Origin of the sequence: Burkholderia sp. BCC1985 (assembly GCF_905339915.1) — a bacterium.
GTDB lineage: Bacteria > Pseudomonadota > Gammaproteobacteria > Burkholderiales > Burkholderiaceae > Burkholderia.
On the sequence record NZ_CAJPGY010000007.1, the window covers coordinates 21122 to 42133 of the forward strand.

The 21012-nt window shown below is 69.4% G+C and carries 20 protein-coding genes; 4 read left to right on the plus strand and 16 right to left on the minus strand.

Going from position 1 to position 21012, the window contains the following annotated elements; all coding sequences use genetic code 11:
* Nucleotides 1–33 precede the first annotated feature (33 nt).
* The 3 genes from U4Z31_RS08740 to U4Z31_RS08750 form a co-directional block, all read right to left on the minus strand.
* A complete protein-coding gene (locus U4Z31_RS08740; RefSeq protein WP_321809985.1) occupies nucleotides 34–1293 on the minus strand; it encodes an MFS transporter in 1260 nt (419 codons plus the stop codon).
* A complete protein-coding gene (locus tag U4Z31_RS08745) occupies nucleotides 1290–2492 on the minus strand; it encodes a YbfB/YjiJ family MFS transporter (protein WP_321809986.1) in 1203 nt (400 codons plus the stop codon). The genes U4Z31_RS08740 and U4Z31_RS08745 overlap by 4 nt, the downstream gene beginning before the upstream one ends.
* A gap of 117 nt (nucleotides 2493–2609) precedes the next feature.
* Nucleotides 2610–3536 (minus strand): LysR family transcriptional regulator, encoded by a 927-nt coding sequence (locus U4Z31_RS08750; protein WP_044843518.1) that lies wholly within the window; start codon nucleotides 3534–3536, stop codon nucleotides 2610–2612.
* Nucleotides 3537–3678: 142 nt separating this feature from the next.
* Between U4Z31_RS08750 and U4Z31_RS08755 the strand changes: the two genes are divergently transcribed.
* From U4Z31_RS08755 to U4Z31_RS08765, 3 genes are all read left to right on the plus strand, one after another.
* Nucleotides 3679–4848, plus strand: coding sequence for a hypothetical protein (locus U4Z31_RS08755; RefSeq protein ID WP_321809987.1), 1170 nt, complete (start codon nucleotides 3679–3681; stop codon nucleotides 4846–4848).
* A 140-nt stretch (nucleotides 4849–4988) separates the two neighbouring features.
* The gene (locus U4Z31_RS08760) at nucleotides 4989–5267 is read left to right on the plus strand and encodes a hypothetical protein (protein WP_321809988.1); all 279 of its coding nucleotides are present in this window, start codon (nucleotides 4989–4991) and stop codon (nucleotides 5265–5267) included.
* A gap of 67 nt (nucleotides 5268–5334) precedes the next feature.
* A complete protein-coding gene (locus tag U4Z31_RS08765) occupies nucleotides 5335–6792 on the plus strand; it encodes an MFS transporter (RefSeq protein WP_321809989.1) in 1458 nt (485 codons plus the stop codon).
* A gap of 89 nt (nucleotides 6793–6881) precedes the next feature.
* Here the strand turns inward: U4Z31_RS08765 and U4Z31_RS08770 are convergent, their stop codons facing one another.
* The 5 genes from U4Z31_RS08770 to U4Z31_RS08790 form a co-directional block, all read right to left on the minus strand.
* Nucleotides 6882–7775, minus strand: a complete 894-nt coding sequence (locus tag U4Z31_RS08770) for a LysR family transcriptional regulator (RefSeq protein ID WP_044843520.1) — start codon at nucleotides 7773–7775, stop codon at nucleotides 6882–6884.
* A gap of 120 nt (nucleotides 7776–7895) precedes the next feature.
* Entirely contained in the window at nucleotides 7896–8723 is an 828-nt protein-coding gene (locus tag U4Z31_RS08775; RefSeq protein ID WP_321809990.1) for an alpha/beta hydrolase, read from the minus strand.
* 294 nt (nucleotides 8724–9017) lie between these two features.
* Entirely contained in the window at nucleotides 9018–9401 is a 384-nt protein-coding gene (locus tag U4Z31_RS08780) for a VOC family protein (RefSeq protein WP_044843522.1), read from the minus strand.
* A gap of 19 nt (nucleotides 9402–9420) precedes the next feature.
* A complete protein-coding gene (locus U4Z31_RS08785) occupies nucleotides 9421–10386 on the minus strand; it encodes a hydroxymethylglutaryl-CoA lyase (protein WP_321809991.1) in 966 nt (321 codons plus the stop codon).
* Nucleotides 10387–10415: 29 nt separating this feature from the next.
* Entirely contained in the window at nucleotides 10416–11606 is a 1191-nt protein-coding gene (locus U4Z31_RS08790; protein ID WP_321809992.1) for a CoA transferase, read from the minus strand.
* A 394-nt stretch (nucleotides 11607–12000) separates the two neighbouring features.
* On the opposite strand from U4Z31_RS08790, the gene U4Z31_RS08795 reads away from it, so the two are divergent.
* The gene (locus U4Z31_RS08795; protein WP_321809993.1) at nucleotides 12001–12966 is read left to right on the plus strand and encodes a D-2-hydroxyacid dehydrogenase; all 966 of its coding nucleotides are present in this window, start codon (nucleotides 12001–12003) and stop codon (nucleotides 12964–12966) included.
* A 357-nt stretch (nucleotides 12967–13323) separates the two neighbouring features.
* Here the strand turns inward: U4Z31_RS08795 and U4Z31_RS08800 are convergent, their stop codons facing one another.
* From U4Z31_RS08800 to U4Z31_RS08835, 8 genes are all read right to left on the minus strand, one after another.
* Nucleotides 13324–13536: a hypothetical protein gene (locus tag U4Z31_RS08800; protein WP_044843526.1), complete on the minus strand. Its 213-nt coding sequence runs from the start codon at nucleotides 13534–13536 to the stop codon at nucleotides 13324–13326.
* Nucleotides 13537–13823: 287 nt separating this feature from the next.
* Nucleotides 13824–14261, minus strand: coding sequence for a hypothetical protein (locus U4Z31_RS08805; protein WP_124485474.1), 438 nt, complete (start codon nucleotides 14259–14261; stop codon nucleotides 13824–13826).
* Nucleotides 14262–14489: 228 nt separating this feature from the next.
* Nucleotides 14490–15413 (minus strand): ABC transporter permease, encoded by a 924-nt coding sequence (locus U4Z31_RS08810; RefSeq protein ID WP_321809994.1) that lies wholly within the window; start codon nucleotides 15411–15413, stop codon nucleotides 14490–14492.
* Nucleotides 15413–16285, minus strand: coding sequence for an ABC transporter permease (locus U4Z31_RS08815; RefSeq protein WP_044843529.1), 873 nt, complete (start codon nucleotides 16283–16285; stop codon nucleotides 15413–15415). The genes U4Z31_RS08810 and U4Z31_RS08815 overlap by 1 nt, the downstream gene beginning before the upstream one ends.
* A gap of 145 nt (nucleotides 16286–16430) precedes the next feature.
* Nucleotides 16431–17510 (minus strand): ABC transporter ATP-binding protein, encoded by a 1080-nt coding sequence (locus tag U4Z31_RS08820; protein WP_321809995.1) that lies wholly within the window; start codon nucleotides 17508–17510, stop codon nucleotides 16431–16433.
* 49 nt (nucleotides 17511–17559) lie between these two features.
* Entirely contained in the window at nucleotides 17560–18726 is a 1167-nt protein-coding gene (locus tag U4Z31_RS08825; RefSeq protein WP_321809996.1) for an ABC transporter substrate-binding protein, read from the minus strand.
* Between the two features lie 280 nt (nucleotides 18727–19006).
* Nucleotides 19007–19582 carry an RBBP9/YdeN family alpha/beta hydrolase gene (locus U4Z31_RS08830; protein WP_321809997.1) on the minus strand — a complete coding sequence of 192 codons (576 nt, stop codon included), beginning with the start codon at nucleotides 19580–19582 and terminating at the stop codon, nucleotides 19007–19009.
* 22 nt (nucleotides 19583–19604) lie between these two features.
* Nucleotides 19605–20933 (minus strand): MFS transporter, encoded by a 1329-nt coding sequence (locus U4Z31_RS08835; protein WP_321809998.1) that lies wholly within the window; start codon nucleotides 20931–20933, stop codon nucleotides 19605–19607.
* Nucleotides 20934–21012 lie beyond the last annotated feature (79 nt).

The window sequence follows — 21012 nt, forward strand, 5'->3', positions numbered from 1 at the left end:
AGAGCGCCGCCCGCGGGCCAGCGCGCAGCGCTTCTACCGGCTGCGCACCCGATACGCGAGCGCCGCGCAGGCCGCCAGCAGCGCGGCCGTCACGAAGAACACCGAATGCAGGCCGAGCGCGACGCCGATCTGGCCGCCGATCACCGGGCCGATCACCTGCCCGCCGAACTGCGCGGACTGCAGGTAGCCGAGCATCTGGCCCGTCGCGCGCTCGTCGACCGACTGCCGGACCAGCTTGCCGATCGATGGCAGCAACCCGGCGAGCGTCATCCCCATCAGCACGCGCAGCGCGGCGAGCTGCCACCAGTGCGTGACGAACGCCTGCGGCAGCATCGCGAGCGCGGTCAGCAGCAGGCAGCCGACGATCACGTTCCAGCTGCCGATCCGGTCGGCGAGCGCGCCGAGCCGCGCGGCGGTCAGCATGCTGCCGAGTGCGGAGCCGGCCATCACGACGCCGGCGATGCGCGCCAGATTACTGCCGTCCACGCCGAGCCCGCCGATATAGACCGTGATGATCGGCTCGATCGACATGTTCGCGAGCAGCACCATCATCGCCGTCACGAGCAGCGCGGCGACCGCCACGCGATCGGTGCGCCGGGCCGGGTTCGCCGACGTTGCGCGGGCGTGCCGCGCGTGCGCGTCGGTGGCCGGATCGAAGTCCTCCTTCACGACGACGATCGTCAGCAGCGCGGCAACGGCGATCATCGCGCCACCCGCGAAAAACGTGCCGCGAATGCCGAGCCAGCCCGGCAGCAGGCCGCCGACGAGCGGCCCGACGAGATTGCCCGCGAGCGCGCCGGTCGACAGGATGCCGAGCGCCCAGCCCGCGCGTTCGCGCGGCGCCTGGGTGCCGACCATCACGGTCGACGCGGACGCATAGCCGCCGACGAGCCCGGCGATCAGCCGCAGTGCAACGAGTTCCACCACGTTGTGCGCGACGCCGATCAGCGACATCACGACGGCCATCCCGAGCGCCGCGCGCACGAGCATCGGCTTGCGGCCGAAGCGGTCCGCGAGGCGGCCCCACAGCGGTGCGGTGACGGCCGTGCCGAGAAACGTCGCGCCGAACGCGACGCCCGACCACTGGATCACGGCCGACTGCGCGTCGACGCCGAGCTGCCGCACGTACAGCGGCAGGAACGGCAGCAGCATGCTGAGACTCACGAGCGTCGTGAACGAACCGAACACGCACACGGCGAGATTGCGGCGCCAGTAGCGCGCATTGCGTTCGGCGTAGCCGGCGCTCGAGCGGCCGGCGTGTGCGGCGGCCGGTGGGTGGGCGGTCGTGCTCATCGCGCCCTCGCCGAGGAGATCACGTCGACCGCGAGCGCCAGCAACAGCGCGGCGGTGCCGACGCCGAACAGCGCTTCGTAACGGCCGCCGCTCGATACGAACAAGTACGACAGACCGTAGGCGGCGACCGCCTGCATGATCGCGAAGCTGGTCGTCGCGCTGCGCCATGCGCGCTTCGCGACCGACGGATGATGCGCGAGCAGCTCGTTTACGCGGCCCAGCGCGAGCGGCACGATGCCGGGCGTGAACGCGCCGACGAGCAGGCTCGACACGATCAGCGCGGCCGGCCCCAGGCCGAGCAGCGGCAGCGCGACCGCGACGGCTTCGATCGCGAATGCGATCCGCAGTGCGCGGCCGAAGCCCGCACGGTCGGCCAGATGCCCGCACGCGAGCGGCCCGACGATCGCGCCGAGGCCGTACAGCACCCAGTACTGCGCGCCCGCGTCGACGCCCTTGCCGAGTCCGCGCGCGACGTAGTCGACGAGGAAGATCATGTGCGGGACGAGCCCGACCGCGTTGAGCCCGTATTCGACGTACAGCGCGCGCAGGCTGCCGGCCGGCAGGTTGCGCGCGTGCGCGGCATGCGCCGCGGCGGCTGCGGGCTGTGCGTCGTCGGCCGGCCAGCCGCGCCACGCGACGGCGGTCAGCAGCAGCGACACGATCGCGAGCCCGAGCCACGTGACGGTGAGCCCTTGCCGCAGCAGGATCGGCACGATCGTGCCCGATGCCGCGATGCCGAGCCCGATCCCGGTGAAGATGCCGCCGCTCGCGAAACCGCGCCGCGACGGCGGCACGTGCGTGAGGACCGCCGGCGCCGCGAGCACCATCAGCGCCCCGCCCGACAGGCCGGACGCGAACCGCCACACGAAGAACCACAGGAACGACACGGGCGCCGCGCACGCGACGAATGCGAGCGTCGCGAGCAGCATCATCGCGCGCAGCACGGCGGTCGAGCCGGCGCGGCGCGCGAGCGTGCCGGCGACCAGCGCACCGGCCAGATAGCCGCCGAGGTTGGCCGCCCCGAGATACGCGGCGGTGGACGCGGGAAACCAGTGCGCACCGATGATCGCCGGCAAGAGCGGCGTGTACGCAAAGCGCGCCAGGCCGATGCCGATCAGGCTCGCACTGGCGCCGGACACCGTGCCGCGCCACACGTTGAACGCAGGGGCGTGCGGCCGGTCGAGAAGCGCTTGTTGCATGGAGACCTCCCATTCGCTGGGCGGATGCACGCGCATCCGCCGGTTGAAGGAAGTCTAGATTGAACCGGGTATCGGGAGAATCCATGCAGCACGGAAGCCATTCTTCCGTAACGCGATTCAATCTCCGTCGGTGATGGCCGCCAGCTGCGCGAAATGCTCGCGCAATCGCGGCGCGGCGAAATCGACGAACGTCCGCACCTTCGGCACCGACAGGCGTCCGTAAGGCGTGACCAGATGAATTGGCAGCGGCGCGTGCTCGCTGTCGCGCAGCACGATGCGCAGCGCGCCGTCCCGCACCGGCTCCGCGACGTGATACGAAAACAGCCGCGTGACGCCGTGGCCGGCGAGCGCCGACGCGAGCGCGCCGCGGATCGTGTTGACGATGAAGCGCGGCGCGAACTGGACCACCTGCGGCAGCGCCGACGGCGCGGACGGCGGAAAGCTCCACGAATCGAGCCCGAAGTGCGTCATCGAGATGATCCGGTGCCGGGCGAGATCGGCCGGCGCGGTAATCGGCGGATGGTTCGCAAGGTAGTCCGGCGACGCGACGACGACACGCCGCACCGCACCGACGGGCATCGCGACGAGCGTCGAATCGCTCAGGTGCGCGATGCGCAGCGCGACGTCGATGCCCTCGTCGATCAGGCTGACGGGACGGTCGAGCAGTTGCAGGCGAATCGACACGGCCGGATGGCGGTCGATGAATTCGTCGATGAGCGCACGCAGCACGTCTTCGCCCGCGGCGACCGGTGCGGTGATCGTCAGCAGGCCGCGCGGCGCCGAGCGTTCGTCGGCGATCAGCATGTCGGCTTCCTCGAGATCCGCGAGGATGCGGCGGCACGCTGCCGCGTAACGTTCACCGGCTTCGCTCAAACGGATCGTCCGGGTGGTCCGGTACAGCAGCGCGGTGCCCGTGTGTTCCTCGAGAAACGCGAGCGCGCGGCTGACGGCCGCCGGCGAGCGGCCCAGGCGGCGGCTCGCGCCCGCGAGGCTGCCCTCGTCGAGCGTGGCGACGAACACCTTCATCGCATCGATTCGGTCCATGTCGTGTGAGGGGGGCGTGGGGTCGTGTCGTGGGCGGGAAAAGCCAGCGAGCAGTCTACCGTACGCGTTGCGCAACGCGGGGGCAGCGCGGTCGCGCCGCTTCGTGAAATACTTCGGCCACGCGTCCTTGCGGAACTTCGAGATGACCGACTTGCCTGCCGTGCCCGCGTTGCGTTGCGTCGTCATGCGTTGCGCGTCGGCGTGCGTCGTCGCGTGGCTGGTCGCCGGGCCGGCGATGGCCGGCTCGTCCGCGGTGTCGCCGCCCGGGTTGCCGGCGCCCGCAATCCGCACGCCGCAACGCATCCTGTTCGTCGGCGACAGCCTCACGCACGGCCGTTACACGCCCGTGCGTTCGTACGGCGCGATGCATGCCGGCCGTCAGGCCGCAGGCGCGGCCGCGGCGCGGGTGATCGACGAGAACTTCGGGCAGACCGGCGCCCGCGCGGAACGCGAGCCGGGCCCGTGGGGCGGGATTCCGGGCATCTTCGCGCGGTTTGCCGTCGAAGCCGGGCTCGACTATGACGTCCATCTCGAAGCGATGTCGGCGACGAGTCTCGCCAAACACGACCGCGTTGCATCGGACGTGATCGACCGGCCTGTCTGGGACGCGGTCGTGCTGCAGGAGTTGAGCGCGAAGCCGCTGCCGTTCGTGCTCACGCATAGCCGTGCCAGCGATCCCGCCGCCTTCTGCGCGAGCGTCGCGAAGATCGCGCGCGGCATTCGCGCTGCTGCACCGCAAGCGCGCGTCTATCTGTACGAAACCTGGCCGGGCGCCGATCTCGCGAAGGCGCTGGCGGGCGAGCCGGGCAGCGCCGGCTTTCACGCGCGCTACGTCGAGCGTCTCGCCGAACTCGTCGCCGCGTATCGCGATGCATTCGAACGCGCCCGCCGCACCGATCCGTCGATCGTGGCCGTCGCGCCGGTCGGCCGCGCATGGCAGCGCGCGTGGATGGCGGGCATCGCCGATCCCGATCCGTATGCGCCGTCGGGCGCCCCGCTGCTGTGGTACGGCATGCGCGCGCACAACGACCCGCCGATCTCGCGGCTCGACTATCAGCATCCGGGCGTGACGGGCGCTTACCTCAGCGCGCTCGTGCTGTTCCAGCAGATCGCCGGCGTCGACGTGCGCACCCTGGGCGCGCGGGAGCAAGCAGCCGCGCAGCTCGGCATCGCGCCGGACCTGGCGGTGAAGCTGCAGGCGGTTGCGTCGGAGACGGTGCGGCATGAACGGGCCGACGTCGGGGTCGGGACCGGCACCGATGCCGGTGCGGCGGCGACGGATGAACGGTCCGATCCGTGCGCGTCGCCATGAGCCGGATGGGCAGACGAGCGGCGGCGCTGCACATTCGGTGCGTCGCAGCGATCGATGAACGCTGACGAATGCAAGGTCCCGCGGCGTCGCTCCGCCTTTCCCTCGCGCGGCGCCGGCGGATTGACCGACGATACCGAACCGTGCGGTACGCGATCACCATCACCGGCCGCCGAATCCGCGCAGCGCGGCCTATCGTTTTCCCTGCCCTGACCTTCCAGCTTCGGCTCGCCTTCCGTCCGACGCCCGCCCAGCGGGCGTTTCCCGGCCTTTCTGCGCGGGAAAGGATGCTTGAAGCATCCGCAATTATCGCGTCGCGCAAATTCGCCGACCATGTTTCGGACGATCGGCGCGATCCCGCGCATCCGGCCTTTCGCGGGCCTTGCGGGCACGTGCGCCGCGTCGCGCGACCGGGCCCGTGATGCCGGCCGCGAATAGCCGCGAACGGCCGGGCATCGCGCCACGGCAAATCGATAATCAGGAGACACGATGAACAGCCAATCCCTCGACCTTGGCGGCACCGCGGGCGGCCCCGCGTCCGCCGCATCGTCCGCGGCCCGGGCCGGCGCCGATGCGACGGCCCTGCCCGCCCGCGGCATCACGCTCGGCGAATTCATGGACGACCTGCCGGTCGGTGCGCTGCACCGGTTCGTCGTCTGGGTGATCGGCATCGGGCTGTTCTTCGACATGTACGAGATCTTCCTCGTCAGCACGATCGGCTCCGCGCTGCAGCACGAATACGGGCTCAGCCGGCAAAGCGCCGATTTCAAGCTGCTGCTCGCGTCGGCATTCATCGGAATGTTCGTCGGTGCGCTGTGTCTCGGCAGCCTCGCCGACCGCATCGGCCGGCGCAAGGCGTTCCTGATGACGCTCGTCTGGTACAGCGCGTTCTCGCTGATCGGCGCGTTCTCGGTGAACGCCGACATGCTCGTCGCATGCCGCTTTCTCACGGGCATCGGCGTCGGCGCGATCTACCCGGTCGCCGACAGCTTCCTGTCCGAAATCCTGCCGAAGGACAAGCGCGGACGGCTTGCCGCCTGGGCCTATACGACTTCGTACGTCGCCGTGCCGCTGGTCGGCTTCCTCGCGCTGTGGCTGAATCCGCTGCACGTCGCGGGCGTGGCCGGCTGGCGCATCATCCTCGCGATCGGCAGCCTCGGCGCCGTGTACGTGCTGCTGGTCCAGCATCGTCTGCCGGAAAGCCCGCGCTGGCTGCTCGCGCAGGGCCGCGCCGCGGATGCGCATGCCGCGGCGAAGCGCTTCGCGGATAGCGCCGGCGTGCGCGTGCCCGACCAGTTCGCGGCATCGGCCGAACCGCAGCGGCCGCTGCGCGTCGGCGAGCGCATCGCGCTGCTGCGCCGCCGGCCGTACGGCGCGCGCTACTTTATGCTCGCGGTGTTCCACCTGTTCCAGGGCTTCGGCTATTACGGCTTCGGCACGCTCGCGAGCACGGTCGTCAAGAGCCGCGGGTTCGACGTCACCGACAGCACGCTGTTCATCGCACTGTCGTTCATCGGTTATCCGATCGGCTCGCTGCTGTCGATTCCGCTGCTGAACTGGATCGAGCGCCGCACGCTCGTGATCGTGTCGATCCTGTCGATCGCCGCGTTCGGGCTGTGCTTCGCGTATTCGGGCAACACGGCGCTGATCGTCTGTTTCGGGTTCCTGACGACCTGCGCGTCGAACGTGTTCAGCAACGCGTATCACGTGTATCAGGCGGAGATCTTCCCGGCGCGCGTGCGTTCGACCGCGATCGGCAGCACCTACTCGCTGTCGCGCATCGTCAGCGGCGCGCTGCCGTTCGTGCTGCTGCCGGTGCTGGCCCAACACGGCGCGGGAGCGATGTTCGGCGTGATCTCGGTCGCGCTCGGCATCGTCGCGGTCACGCTGCGCGTGCTCGGGCCGCTGACCACGCGGCGCAGCCAGGACGACATCAACCCGGTATGACGCGGTTTGCGGCACGGGGCATGCGTGCCCCGTGCGTCGCGCCTGGCGCGCGTTGAACGCAGGTCGCGCATTCCTCGCATTCAGCGCGTTCAACGCGCCGACATGAAATCGAACAGCTTCGCGATGTCCGTGGTCAGCACGGTGCCGGCCTTCACGCCGACCCACAGCGTGCGCGTCGCCCACGCGTCGTCGAGCGTCACGACGCCGAGCCGCGCCGCGCGCTCGCCCGTCACCGCATCGCGCGGCAGCACGCCGATCCCGAGCCCGGCCTCGATCATCCGGCTCACGCCGTCGAAATTCGATACCTGGATGCGCAGCTTCAGCGAACGCTCGGCCGCGAACGCGGCGTCGGTCATCCGCGCGAGCAGCGAACTGCCGTCGCTCAGGCCGACGTAGTCTTCATCGAGCGTCTCCGCGAAGCGGATGCTGTCGCGCGCGGCGAAGCGATGCCCGCGCGGCACGAGCAGCACGAGCTCGTCGCGCCGGTACAGCCGGCGTTCGATGCCCGGCGCCGGCACGTTGTCCGCGAACACGCCGAGATCGGCCTTGCCGGACCCGAGCGCATCGACGATCTCGTGACTCAGCCTCTCCTCGAGACTGACCTTGATGCCCGGGTTGTCGGTGAGGAACGCGGCGAGATCGGCCGGCAGGAACTGGACGATCGCCGACGTATTGGTCCACACGTGAATGTGGCCGCGCACGCCGGCGACGTAATCGCTCATCTCGTGCGCCATCCGGTTCACCTGCTCGATCACCTTCGCCGCATGTTCGAGCAGCGCGCGGCCCGCGGGCGTCAGCTCGACGCCGCGCGCATGCCGGACGAACAGCGCGCTGCCGGTCACGCTCTCGAGTTCGGCGATCCGCTTGCTGACCGCGGACAACGTGAGCTGACCGTGTTCGGCCGCCTTGGTCAGGCTGCCGTGCTCGGCGACGAGCGCGAACACGCGCAGCGACTGCAGATCGAAATGAAGCGGGTTCACCATGACGAAGATCCTGGGGTGTGCCATGCGACGCGCGCGAACGGCGCCCGACCGGCCTGATGCCGATCATACGCCCGGCCATGCACGCGGCGAAATCGCGCGAAACGATGCAGGACAGCGCGCTCAGCGCGGCGCGATCGCCTGCAGTGCGGCGAGCATCGCGCTGTCCGGTCGCGCGAGATCGTCGAGTACCGTGAAGTGCTGCATGCCCGGCAGCCACGCGCGCGCAACCGGCTCGCCGGCCGCCTCGCATGCGTGCGCGTATTCATGTGCATGGCGCACGAGTTCCGGCAACTCGGCCGCGCCGACCGCGACGACGGTCGGCGCACCGGGTCCGACGTGACGCAGCGGGCTGTAGGCGGCGATTTCCTGCGCGGTGAGTCGAAGCTTCTCGCCGAGCACGCACAGCGAGATCGGCTCGAGATCGACGAGCGGGCTGATCGCAAGCGCCGACACGACCGCCGGATGCGCGCGATACACGGCGCTCAGGTGACCGCCTGCCGAGTGGCCGCTCAGGTGGATCGGCCGGCCGCCGGTGCCGATGCGATCGGGATCGGCCGCGAGATGGTCGAGCAGCGCGCCGATCTCGCCGACGATGTCGGTCATCGATGCAGCCGGTGCGAGCGTGTATTCGGCGAGCACGACATCGAACCCGCGTGCGAGCGGCCCGGCGGCCGCGTACGCGAAATCTTCCTTCGCGCAGTGCTGCCAGTAGCCGCCGTGAATGAACACGAACAGCGGCGCGCCGGGCAGGCCGCAGCGCAGCCAGTCGAAGCGCTGCGCGGGGCGCGATCCGTAACGCAGGTCGCGCTGCGCGGGCGTCGCGGCGTAAAGCGCGGCGCTGCGCGCCTGGCAGGCCTCAAGTACCGCGGGGAAGTCGGGAATGGCCTTCGTGTTCAGGTAAGCGGCGTCGAGCGCCGCGCGGTCCATGCCGCGATAGAGGATCGTCATTCGGAATGTGCGTGGGTCGGATTGCGGATCCGCGGGACGCGCGTCGCGCCCGCTGCGAAGGCGGCGGACGGACCGGCGCCGATGCACGCCATTATCCGCAGTGCAACGCGGCGCGCCTATCCGGAATCGGCGGGTGCGGTACGCGCCTGTCCGCTTTCGGCGGAGGATTGCTGCGTGGCGGGCGCATCGCGCCGGCGCATGCGGAACCGGCAGAACGGACGCGATGCTGCGCCCACGCCGCACGACAGCTCGGCATGACCGCCGCGCGCGCCGTGCAATTCAACGCAACGTAACTCAGATCAGCTCGGAGATCTCGATCAGGTTCAGGTCCGGGTCGCGCACGTACACCGACCGGATCTTCTGCGTCGCACCGGTGCGCTCGACGGGCCCTTCGACGATCGGCCATTCGACGCGGTGCAGATGCGCGATCACGTCGTCGAGCGGCACCGACGCGATGAAGCACAGGTCGAGCGCGCCGGGCACCGGCACGTGCGCCTTCGGCTCGAACTCCGCGCCGCGCACGTGCAGGTTGATCTTCTGGTTGCCGAAGCGGAACGCGAGCCGGCCCGCGCCGAAGGTTTCGAGCTGCATCTGCAGCACTTCGGTATAGAAATGCTTCGTCCGCTCCGGATCGACGCAAGTCAGCACGAGGTGGTCGAGGTGGTCAATCAGTGCCATGTGATTCGCTCCGGTTCGGTTACGAGAAAGCCCGCTGCGCCGGCATGTGGCCGGCTTCGGCGCGCGGCGGCGGATGCAGGTCCGAGCGGCGCCCGGCCTTCAGGATCTGGCTCGGCACGTCATGCCCGATCAGCGCGGGCAACCGCGCGGCCGCGGCGAGTACGCCCGCGAGGTCGACACCCGTATCGTAGCCGTCGAGCGCGAGCATGTGCACGAGCTCCTCGGTGCATGCGTTGCCGGTCGCGCCCGGCGCGTACGGGCAGCCGCCGAGGCCGCCGAGCGACGCGTCGAAGCGGTCGATCCCGGCGTCGAGCGCGGCGAGCGTGTTCGCGAGCGCCATCCCGCGCGTGTTGTGAAAGTGCAGCGTGAGCTGCAGCGCACCGAAGCGTTCGCGCGCGCGTTCGGCCAGGTCGCGCACCTGGGACGGATACGCCATGCCGGTCGTGTCGCACAGCGTGAAGCCGTGCACGCCGAGATCCGCGAAGCGCTGCATCCACGCGAGCACGGTTTCCGCACGCACGTCGCCTTCCATCGGGCAGCCCATCGCGGTCGACAGCGACACGTTGAGCGCGACGCCGGTGCCGCGCACCGTGTCGATCACGTCGCGCAGTTGCGCGAACGACTGCTCGCGGGTCATCCGCAGGTTCGTGCGGTTGTGGCTCTCGCTCGTCGACATCACGAGGTTCACCTCGTCGACGCCGCACGACAGCGCGCGTTCAGCGCCGCGCACGTTCGGCACGAGCACCGTATAGACGACACCCGGCGCGCGCACGATGCCGTGCATCACGGCTTCCGCGTCGCGCAGCGCGGGGATCGCCTTCGGCGACGTGAACGACGTGACCTCGATCTTCGCGTAGCCGCACGCGCTCAACGCGTCGACGAGCGCGATCTTGTCGTCGGTGTCGACGAACGCCGCTTCATTCTGGAAACCGTCGCGTGTCGCGACTTCTTGAATATAAAGTCGTTGGGGATGGGGCTGGTTCATGTCGTCGTCCCGGTGGCAGGTTGGTCGCTTCAGATCACGCCGCGCGTGCGCCAGTCGTCGCGCGTCGCGGCATCGATGCCGATCGATTCGAGTACCGCGTCGGTATCGGCGCCGAGCGCGGGTGCCGGACGCTCGATGCATCCGGGCGTCGCGCCGAGTTTCGGCACGATGCCCGGCACGAGCACGGGCGTGCCGTCGGGCAGCGCGGCGTCGACGATCATGTCGCGTGCGCGGTAATGCGGATCGGCCGCGATGTCCGCGACGTCGTAGATGCGCCCGGACGGGATGCGTGCGTCGTGCAGCGCGGCGAGCACGTCGTCGAGATCGAGCCGCGCGCTCCATTCGCCGATCGCCGCGTCGATGCGCGCGACCTGCGCGACGCGCCCGTCGTTGTGCGCGAGCGCGAGATCGTCGCCGAGATCGGGGCGCCCGATCAACGCCATCAGGCGCCGGAAGATGCTGTCGCCGTTGCCGGCGATCAGCGCGTACCTGCCGTCGCGGCAGCGGTACGCGTTGGTCGGCGCGATGCCCGGCAGGCTGCTGCCGGCCGGCTCGCGCACCGCGCCGAACGCCGAGTATTCGGGCAGCAGGCTTTCCATCATGTTGAAGACGGATTCGTACAGCGCAACGTCGACGACCTGGCCCTTGCCGCCCTGCTGTTCGCGATGGCGCAGCGCGAGCAGGATGCCGATCACGCCGTGCAGCGCCGACAGCGAATCGCCGAGCGACACGCCGACGCGCACCGGCGTGCGGCCGGGCTCGCCGGTCAGGTGGCGCAGGCCGCCCATCGCTTCGGCGATCACGCCGAAGCCGGGCCGGTCGCGATACGGGCCGGTCTGGCCGAAGCCCGATACGCGCAGCATCACGAGCCGCGGGTTGATCGCGGACAGCGTCTCCCAGTCGAGCCCCCAGCCTTCCAGCGTGCCGGGCCGGAAGTTCTCGATCAGCACGTCGGTCCCGGCGACGAGGCGGCGCACGACGTCCTGCCCTTCGGGCGTGCGCAGGTCGAGCGCGAGCGAGCGCTTGTTGCGCGACTGCGCGGCCCACCAGACCGACGTGCCGTCGTGCAGCAGCCGCCATTTGCGCAGCGGGTCGCCGACGCCGGGCGGCTCCACCTTGATCACGTCCGCGCCGAATTCGGCGAGCATCCGGCCCGCAAACGGACCGGCGATCAGTTGGCCGAGTTCCAGCACGCGGATACCGTCCAGGGGGCGCGTCATGACTGTCTCCTGAAAATCGTGTTGTCGATGACGGCGATCATGACTGCGTTTGCATCCGGCGAAAATCGATCGATGCTCAACCAGCCTTTCCTGAACGGAAAGGGGCGCGTGGCTCATTTCGCGGGCCCGCACGGCGGCTTCGGCGAGCGCCGCGCACGCATCGTCCCAGCGGCGCACGCGTGCGCCATCGCCTGCAGCACGACGGGGCGCTGCCACAGCGGCTCGTGCGACGGAACAGTGAACCGGGAAGTCGTCGGGCCGGCCGTGCACGGATGGCACCGACGTTTTCCGCGCGGGAAAGCGCGCTCGCGCAATGCGCAAGCCCGATCGCATGCGCCGTTGGCAGAATCGTTGCCGTTGCGCGCCCGCCGGGCGCCCGTCAGCGAGGCCCGCCATGTTTTCCAGTTCCTCTCCTGCGCAGATCGTGTTTCTCGACCGCGCGACGCTGTCGCCGAAGACCGTGCTGAAGCCGTTTCCGTTTCCGCATGCGCTGCGGACCTTCGAACGGACGGCCGCGGACGAAGTGGCCGCGCGTATCGGCGCCGCGGACATTGTCGTCACCAACAAGGTCCGGCTCGACGCGACGGCGCTCGACCGTGCGCCGCACCTGAAAATGATCGCGATCGCCGCGACGGGTACCGACATCGTCGATCTCGATGCGTGCGCCGCGCGCGGCATCGTCGTCAGCAACATTCGCGGGTATGCGGTGCGCACCGTACCCGAACACACGTTCGCGCTGATGTTCGCGCTGCGGCGCAGCCTCGTCGCGTATCGCGACGCGGTGCGCGCGGGGCGCTGGCTCGACAGCGGACAGTTCTGCTTCTTCGATCACCCGATCCGCGACCTGGCCGGCGCGACGCTCGGGATCGTCGGCGACGGCATGCTCGGCCGTGCGGTGGCCGGCATCGCCCGCGCGCTCGGCATGCGTGTGCTGTTCGCCGCGCACGGCGCTGCGCGGGGCGCCGGGCATGTGCCGCTCGACACGCTGCTGCGCGACAGCGACGTGATCACGCTGCACTGCCCGCTCACGCCGGCGACCCGCGGCCTGATCGACGCGGCCGCGTTCGCGCGGATGGCGCGCCGGCCGCTGCTGATCAACACCGCGCGCGGCGGGCTCGTGGACGAAGGTGCACTCGTCGACGCGCTGCAGGCCGGGCAGATTTCGGGCGCCGGCTTCGACGTGGTCACGCAGGAGCCGCTGCCGGCCGCGCATCCGTTCCACGCGATCCTGTCGCATCCGGCGTTCATCCTGACGCCGCATGTCGCGTGGGCGAGCGACGAGGCGATGCGGGCACTGGCCGATCAGCTCGTCGACAACGTTGCCGCGTTTGCGCGCGGCGAACCTCGGCAGGTGGTGTGACGCCGGTCGCTGCAAACCGAACCTGCGGACCGCGCGAATTCGGGCCGTGCAGTCAGGGCCGTGTAAATGGGGCGCGCAGATGGACCGTGCAAATGGCCCGCGCAAATGGAGCGGCCCCGCTCGATTGCTCGAGGCGGGGCCGACGGAATGGGGGCTGCTTACGCCAGCGACTCGGCACGTTACGGGTTCGTGCATCCGCCCTGCCTTGCGGCCGGTTTCCGAATTCCTGATGGGCGCTACTTCAAGGAATTCAGGCCGCCAAATCTGTAGGGCGAGTCCGAAACTGATGAAACGGTGCCCAGGACGCCGTTCGCTGCCGCGCGCCGACCGGCGCGCGAGCCTCGACGCGAAGATCGATCAGTAAGCGGACATCTCGACGCAAGGATCGACCTTGGACGGCGAGCAGATGACCGAATACTTGGCGCTTTCGCGCATCAGCGCTTCGCCTTCGTGCAGCGCGATCTTGATCTCGGGGTGACGCTCGTACGCGAGGAACGCGGAGCAGAAGACCGCGGACATCACGACCAGGGAAAACACAAATTTTTCAAGGGATTGGAGACGTTCGGGCATGGTTCGACCTTTCTTCTAGGCCGTGATTATAGCTCGAATTAAGGGTTTTCCCTATATTCCGATCCGCATACCGAGGATGGGTTCGACCGGTACCCGGTCGCGGTTGTGCCCTTTTTTCGCCGCTAATCGGGGCTCGAGCGCGGGTCGAACAAGATGGGGCGCCGCCACGGTCGCGGCGCCCGCCGGACCGTTCGCGCAGTCCTCCAGCGTCCTGTGGAAAACGGTACGGCTCCGCTCGCCGGGAGCGTCCTCTGAAGAAAGCGCGACGAAGCCCGTCGCCGGCCGCGTCACTGCGGCGCCGATGCGCCGCTCGCCGCGTTGCCGGGCCACGCCTTGCCGATCCGGTCGATCAGCGATTTGGCGGCGCCGGTCGCGATGGCCGCGTCGACGCCCGAGGTCTGCCACGAACCGTCGGCGGCCTTGACGAAGGTCAGGTTCGCGCGCGACGGTGCGTAATCGTGGTTGCGCCACGTGACCACGACGTCGCACGTGTAGGTCCGTTCGCCGACCTTCCTGCAGTCGCCGTCGGGTTTCGCGGAGATCACGTCGGCCGACACGGGCAGCGGCTGGCCGAACAGCGCGTTCAGGCCGCCGTGGTTTTCCGCTTCGAGCGCGCGGCGCACCGCGGCATCGACGTCGCTCGATCCGGGGCCGTCGTGGAGCAGGTTGCAGGCGGCAAGCAGCGTGGCCGCACAGCCGAGCGTCAGCAGCGTGGGAAACTTCATGGAACTCCGCGAATCGGGTGAACGTCGGGCGGCATGCGGCGATGCGAGCGAACGTATCGCCGGGCCGGTACGCTGCGTAGTCTGCAACGTCCGTGCACGGTTCGCGGTATCCATTTGTAACCAATTGCACGGATGGCGCGCACAAGCACCGGCGGACCGCCTGCATCGCTGCGCCGCCGCTGTCCTTCGCGTTGAGCCGCGTTAACGCACGCCGCCACACGTGGACGCCTACTGCCGCTCCTGCTTCACGCGGCTCACGAGCTGCGTCGGGCTCACGAACTGCAGCGCGATCACGACCCACACGAGCGTGATGGCCATGTAGATCATCGCCATCGCGTCGATCGACTGCGGCGCGCGCACGCCGGTCGAGAACACCGCGTAATACAGCGCGACGACGAGCGTCTGCGTGCTCGGGCCCGCGGTGAAGAAGGTCAGCTCGAACATCCCGATCGTGCGCACCAGCACGAGCAACCCTGCCGCGAGCATGCCGGGCACCAGCAGCGGCAGCAGCACGTAGCGGAAATAGCGCCACGTGTTCGCGCCGAAGATGCGCGCGGCGGCTTCGAGGTTCGGATCGATCTGCTCGATGAACGGTGTCATCACGAGGATCACGAACGGCAGTGCCGGCACGAGGTTCGCGAGGATCACGCCCAGCAGCGTGCCCGCGAGCCCGACCTTGTACATCACGGTCGCCATCGGGATCCCGTACGTGACGGGCGGCACCATCAGCGGCAGCAGGAACACCAGCAGCGCGAAGCGCTTGCCGCGGAATTGCACGCGCGCGAGCGCATAGGCGGCCGGCACGCCGAGCGCGACCGACAGCAGCACCACCGCGCCGACCACTTCGAGCGTCACCCACAGCACGCTCGCGAGCTGGAAGTCTTCCCACGCCTTGGCATACCAGTGCAGCGTGAAGCCCTGCGGCAGCGGCGTGCCGAACCAGCGCGTCGCGACCGAGTTCACCGCGACGGTCGCGATCAGCAGCATCACGTTCAGCAGGAAGAACGCCATCAGCCCCCACACGAGCGTCTTCCACGCGCGGCCGGCGAGGCTGCCGCGCAGTTTGCGCGGCTTCATCGCGTTGACCGGCTGCGCGCCCGGCGGGCTGTGCTTCGGCGGCCACGCCGGCGCGGCATGATTGTCGGTCGCCATCAGCCCTTGCCTCCCGTGACCGGACCGGTATAGAAGAAGCGGCGCGCGCCGAGCATCGACGCGACCACCAGCAGCTGCACGAAGCCCATCACGATCGCGATCGCCGACGCGAGCGAATAGTCGTAGCTCTCGAACGCGGCTTCGGCGGCCGCGATCGAGATCACCCGCGTCGGCCCGGCCGGCGCGCCGAGCAGCACGGCCGACGGGAACACCGAGAACGCCTGCACGAACGACAGGCACGCGGCCATCGTGAGCCCCGGCACGAGCAGCGGCAGGTAGATCCGCCGGAACTGCTGCCACGGGTTCGCGCCGAGCGTGGCCGCGGCGCGCGCGAGCGTCGGGTCGATGCCGCTGATGTACGACAGCATCAGCAGGAACGCGAACGGAAAGCCCGACACGATCAGCGACAGCAGCACGCCCCAGTAGTTGTGCGTGAGGCGCACCTCGTCGGTGTACAGGTGCAGCCCTTGCAGCGCCTGCGGGAACCAGCCGTTCGGGCCGAAGTACGTGAGCATCCCGTCGGCGACGAGCACCGTGCCGAGCGTGACGGGAATCACGAGCAGCGTCGTGACGAACTTCTGGTACGGCGAGTTGCGACGCAGCGCGAACGCGACGGGCACCGCGATGCCGACGTTGATCAGCGTCGCCGGCACCGCGAGCTTCAGCGTGACGAGCACGGTCGGCCACATCGCGGTGTCGGTGAAGAACTGCACGTAGTTCGCGAGCACGCCGCCGCCGTTCGTCGGCTGGAACGACAGCACGAGGCCGTACGCGAACGGATAGATGAACAGCGCGACGATGAACGCGAGCGCGGGCGTGACGAGCCACGCCTTCGCGTCGCGCGGCGCGCCGCCGGTCGCGAGCGTGCTCATGCGGCCCTGCCTTTGTAATTACTGTTTCGACCGTGCCCGACAGAAGCATTCCGTCGCGCAAGAATGTGAGTCGGGCGGCGATAGCGGATGGTTTTCATGCTGGCCTCCCGGGGGCATGCTGCCGCGCATGCGGCGCTGCGGCCGTTCATCGCGCGTCTCCCGCATAGACGAGCGTGCGCGCCGGGCTCACGCGCAGCCGCAGCCGTTCGCCCTCCGTGAATTCGCCCGCGACGCGCGCCCAGATCGGGCCGAACGGCGCGATCGCGCGGATGAGCGAGTCGCGGCCGCCGTATTCGACCGTTTCGACGGTCGCGTCGAATGCGTTGTCGGCGCCTGCTTCCGCGCGCTCGATGTCGTCGGGGCGCAGTGCGACCACGACGTCCTTGCCGTCGAAGCCCGCCATCGGCACGCCGGTGACGCGCACGCCGGCGGCGGCGACGTTCACGTAATCGCCGGCCATGCCTTCGAGCGTGAACGGCAGCACGTTGCGATAGCCCATGAAGCGCGCGACGTGCAGGTTGTGCGGACGCGTGTACACGTCCTTCGGCGACGCGACCTGCTGCACGACGCCCTCCTTCATCACGACGATCCGGTCGGCCATCGACAGCGCCTCGTCCTGGTCGTGCGTCACGTAGATCGTCGCGCGTTCGAGTTGCGTGTGGATGCGGCGGATCTCGGCGCGCATCTCGATGCGCAGCTTCGTGTCGAGGTTCGACAGCGGCTCGTCCATCAGCACCAGCGGCGGCTCGATGACGATCGCGCGCGCGATCGCGACGCGCTGCTGCTGCCCGCCCGACAGCTGCCCGGGCAGCTTGCCCTCGTGACCGACGAGCTGCACGAGTTCGAGCGCCTGCTGCGCGCGCCGCCGCGTTTCCTGCTTCGGCACGCCGCGCATCTTCAGCCCGAAGCCGACGTTCTCGAGCACCGACATGTGCGGAAACAGCGCGTAGTTCTGGAACACCATGCCGAAGCCGCGGCGCTCGGGCGGCAGCACGTCGATGCGCGTGTCGTCGAGCCAGATGCCGCCGCTCGTGAGCGGCTGCAGCCCGGCGATGCAGTTCAGCGCGGTCGACTTGCCGCAGCCCGACGGGCCGAGCAGCGCGACGAACTCGCCGCGCCGGATGTCGAGATCGAGCCCGTTCAGTGCGGCGACCTGCGCGCCCTCCGCATTGGTGAAGCTGCGGCACACGCCGTCGAGCCGCAACCGTTCGAAACTGTGCTTCATTACGCGAACTCCGTCGGCGCGGGCGCCGCGGCGCCCGCGGGTTCATCCGTCATTTCGACTTCTGCGACCCGATCTCGCGGTCCCACTTCTGGAACGCGGCGACCATCGCCTGCGCGTTGAGCGGCTGCACGTGCGGACGCTCCGCGAGCAGCTTCGCGTACTCGGGGCGGCCGAACTTCCTGATCACTTCCTGGCTGTGCGCGGGCGCCATCTCGAGCGTCACGCCCTTCACCGCCGGGCCCGGATAGAAGTAGCCGTCGTCGTAGGTCATCGCCTGCTGCGCCGGTTCGAGCAGGAAGTTCATCAGCTTGAACAGTACGTCGAGCTTGTCCTTCGCCACGCCCTTCGGAATCACCATGTAGTGCGCGTCGTTGACCCACGTCATGTTGTCGAACGCCTGGATCCGGAAGTCGGCCGGCACGATGCCGAGCGCGCGCGGGTTGAGGTCCCAGCCGGTGACGGTCACGGTCATGTCGCGCGTGCCTTCGCCGAGCTCCTTCATCACGGCCGACGTGCCGCCCGGGTAGTACGGCACGCAGTCGTTGAGCTGCTTCAGGAACGCCCAGGTCTTGTCCCAGCCGTTGATCGGATCCTGCGGGTTCTTGTCGCCCAGCACGTACGGCAGCCCCATCAGGAACGTGCGGCCGGGGCCCGAGTTCGCCGGGCGTGCGTAGATCAGCTTGTTCGGATGCGCCTTGCACCACGCGAGCAGCTGTTCGGGCGTCTTCGGCGGGTCGGCGACCTTCGCCGGGTTGTATTCGAGCAGCGGGCCGGCCGGCATGTAGGTCACTTCGAGGCCGAAGCCTTGCGCGACATCCTGCATCTTGCGCGGGCCGGGCGCGTACCGGTCGAGCACGCCGGGAAACGCGCCCGCGTTGTCGGGAAGCAGCTTCAGCCACAGGTTCTGCTCGATGCCGACGGCCAGCGCGTCGGTGCCGGTCAGCACGAGATCGATGTCGGCGCGCCCCGCCGCCTGCATCGCCTTGATCTTGCCCGGCAGCTGCGGCGCGGGCGCGTTCGTGAACGTGACGTTCGCGACGAGATTCGGGTTCTTCTCCTTGAACGCCTCGATGGCCTTCTGCGTGAGCTGCAGGTTGCCCGCGACGTCGACGACGTTCAGCGATACGGGTGCGGCAACGGCTGCCGCGGCCGACAGCGTGAAACCCAGCGCGAGTGCGATCCGGCGGACACGGCGAGCGATCGGGGTGGCGTTCATGTCTCCTCACTTCGGTCGGTGGATGGGACCTTTCTTTTCAGGAAATCATGACGGCGTTATACGATGTCGGTCAACAAAAAACCGAATGGCGCGGGGCGGGAATTTCCCTAACAGAAACCTTCCGTTTCCCGAGGATTTGTAGATTGAACGATTTCGCGGCGCGACACGGCGACGGGCAGGCGGCGTGTTAGGACGTCGTATGTCGCTGGGCGCTCAAATGGAATCGGTTCACATTGACGCGCCGGCAGGGAATTCATGCGCGGCGCGTTGCCGATGGCGCTCAGGCCGCACCGAGCGCGATCATCTCCCCGATCAGCCGCTCCGCATCCCGCCACTCGCCAAACCCGGACGCCGGATTCAGATGCCCGACTTCGCCGAGATCGACGAGCTTGCTGCCCCACCCGGCCGCCAGCACTTCGACGCGTTCGAAGCGCGCGAGCGGATCGTTGCGGCTCGCGGCCACGACGCTCGGAAACGGCAGCCGCCCGGTCGGTACCGGCGTCCAGCCGTTCGCGGCGATCGCGTCGGGCGCCGGATAACCGGCGGGCATCGGCGTGTCGAGATCGGCCGGTGCCGCGAGCAGCGCGCCGTGGATCTTGCGCGTGGCCTGCCGTGCCCAGTGCACCGTGATCATCACGCCCGCGCTGTGCGCGACCAGAATCACGGGGCCGTCGATCGCGGCGAGCGCCGCATCGAGTGCCGCGACGCGCGCGGCGCGGCTCAGCTTGTCGGCTTCGAGCGGCGCGACGGACCGTGCGTTCGGCAGGCGTCGTTGCAGATGCGTCTGCCAATGGTCTTCGACGTGATCGCGCAAGCCGGGCACGATCAGGATGGTGGGCGCGGTCGCCAGGGTCATGCAGCCTCCGGGAGGGTTCGGTTCAGGAAAGGTGGGACGCGCGCCGTTCGCGTTCGACGCGCGCGAGATCGGCCGCGTAGTTCGCGCGTCCGATCGCGAACAGCACGGCGGCCGCGAGCGGCACGACGGGAATCCATTGCAGTGCGCCGACGAGGCCGGCGCGATCGGCGACCCACCCCGTCAGCAGCGGGCCCGGCGCCATGCCGAGCAGGTTGTTGGCGAGCGTGAGCGTCGCGAACGCCGATGCGTGGATCGCGGCGGGCGTCAGGTTCGCGACCATCGCGCCCGATGCGCCGGACGCGCCCGCGCCGACCAGCATGCCCGCACAGATCAGCGCGAGTTGCAGCGGCCCGGGCGGCAGCCGGAACGCGATCGCGAGGCACACGCCGGTCAGCACGCAATACGCGATCGCGGTCAGCCACTTGCGCTTGCCGTCGGTCTTGCCGACGCGGTCGGTGACGATCCCGCAGCCGACCATCCCGACGCCCGACAGCAGCACGAAGCCGGCCGCGAGCACCGCGGCGCGGTCCGGCGCCATCGCGTAATAACGGTTCAGGTAGCTCGGCAGCCACGCGAACAGCGCGCCGGGCACGAACAGGTGCAGCCCGCTGCCGACATACGCGCAGATCACCGAACGCGATGCGAACAGCCCCGACATCAGCGCGCGCACGCTGCCGCGCAGGTCGCGCGGCGTATCGGCATGGGGCCGGCACGGTTCGACGCGGCAGGCCGCGAGCCGCCGTTCGGTGACCACGCCGCGGTACGCGACGAGCAGCACGATGCCGAGCGCGGCCATCACGCCGAACGACCAGCGCCAGCCAAGATGCGCGCCGACGAGGCCGCCGAGCGCCATCCCGAACACCGAGCCGAACGCGCCGCCGGCCATGAACGCGCCGGTCAGCGTCGCGCGCAGGCGCGCCGGAAAGATGCTGAGGATCAGTGCGACGCCGACGCTGCCGTACGCGGCTTCGCCGAGCCCGACGAGGCCGCGCGCAACCAGCATTTGGGCGTAGTTGGTCGACAGCGCGCAGCCGAGTGTCGCGACGCTCCACAGCGCGGCCATCAGCACGATGCTGCGCACGCGGCCGAAGCGGTCGGCGAGCACCGACAGCGGGAACGTCAGCAGGCCGACCAGCAGCGCGACGACGCCGGACAGCGAGCCGAGCTGCGTGTCCGACAGTCCCCACGCGTGCTTGAGCAGCGGAAACACGGCATTGAGCACCTGCCGCGACATGTAGTCCGACAGCAGTAGGCCGACGGTCAGCCCGAACACGAGCCAGGCATAGGCCGGCGCGCGCCGCCCGGTGGTCGCCACGTCCTGCAGCGACGGCTCGACGTGATGAATCAGCATGCGTGTCTCCTCCGGCACCGGTGCGGCAACGCGCCGGCGCGGCTTGCGCGGCCCCGCTCCGTTCGTCGGAGCTTGCCTC

Bases quoted from the DNA above. Each gene is read 5' to 3' on its own strand.
- U4Z31_RS08765 (WP_321809989.1), top strand. From the start codon at position 5,335: ATGAACAGCCAATCCCTCGACCTTGGCGGCACCGCGGGCGGCCCCGCG.
- U4Z31_RS08775 (WP_321809990.1), bottom strand. From the start codon at position 8,723: ATGACGATCCTCTATCGCGGCATGGACCGCGCGGCGCTCGACGCCGCT.
- U4Z31_RS08815 (WP_044843529.1), bottom strand. From the start codon at position 16,285: ATGAGCACGCTCGCGACCGGCGGCGCGCCGCGCGACGCGAAGGCGTGG.
- U4Z31_RS08770 (WP_044843520.1), bottom strand. From the start codon at position 7,775: ATGGTGAACCCGCTTCATTTCGATCTGCAGTCGCTGCGCGTGTTCGCG.
- U4Z31_RS08740 (WP_321809985.1), bottom strand. From the start codon at position 1,293: ATGAGCACGACCGCCCACCCACCGGCCGCCGCACACGCCGGCCGCTCG.
- U4Z31_RS08745 (WP_321809986.1), bottom strand. From the start codon at position 2,492: ATGCAACAAGCGCTTCTCGACCGGCCGCACGCCCCTGCGTTCAACGTG.
- U4Z31_RS08755 (WP_321809987.1), top strand. From the start codon at position 3,679: ATGACCGACTTGCCTGCCGTGCCCGCGTTGCGTTGCGTCGTCATGCGT.
- U4Z31_RS08780 (WP_044843522.1), bottom strand. From the start codon at position 9,401: ATGGCACTGATTGACCACCTCGACCACCTCGTGCTGACTTGCGTCGAT.
- U4Z31_RS08825 (WP_321809996.1), bottom strand. From the start codon at position 18,726: ATGAACGCCACCCCGATCGCTCGCCGTGTCCGCCGGATCGCACTCGCG.
- U4Z31_RS08790 (WP_321809992.1), bottom strand. From the start codon at position 11,606: ATGACGCGCCCCCTGGACGGTATCCGCGTGCTGGAACTCGGCCAACTG.
- U4Z31_RS08835 (WP_321809998.1), bottom strand. From the start codon at position 20,933: ATGCTGATTCATCACGTCGAGCCGTCGCTGCAGGACGTGGCGACCACC.
- U4Z31_RS08785 (WP_321809991.1), bottom strand. From the start codon at position 10,386: ATGAACCAGCCCCATCCCCAACGACTTTATATTCAAGAAGTCGCGACA.
- U4Z31_RS08830 (WP_321809997.1), bottom strand. From the start codon at position 19,582: ATGACCCTGGCGACCGCGCCCACCATCCTGATCGTGCCCGGCTTGCGC.
- U4Z31_RS08795 (WP_321809993.1), top strand. From the start codon at position 12,001: ATGTTTTCCAGTTCCTCTCCTGCGCAGATCGTGTTTCTCGACCGCGCG.
- U4Z31_RS08820 (WP_321809995.1), bottom strand. From the start codon at position 17,510: ATGAAGCACAGTTTCGAACGGTTGCGGCTCGACGGCGTGTGCCGCAGC.
- U4Z31_RS08810 (WP_321809994.1), bottom strand. From the start codon at position 15,413: ATGGCGACCGACAATCATGCCGCGCCGGCGTGGCCGCCGAAGCACAGC.
- U4Z31_RS08750 (WP_044843518.1), bottom strand. From the start codon at position 3,536: ATGGACCGAATCGATGCGATGAAGGTGTTCGTCGCCACGCTCGACGAG.
- U4Z31_RS08805 (WP_124485474.1), bottom strand. From the start codon at position 14,261: ATGAAGTTTCCCACGCTGCTGACGCTCGGCTGTGCGGCCACGCTGCTT.
- U4Z31_RS08800 (WP_044843526.1), bottom strand. From the start codon at position 13,536: ATGCCCGAACGTCTCCAATCCCTTGAAAAATTTGTGTTTTCCCTGGTC.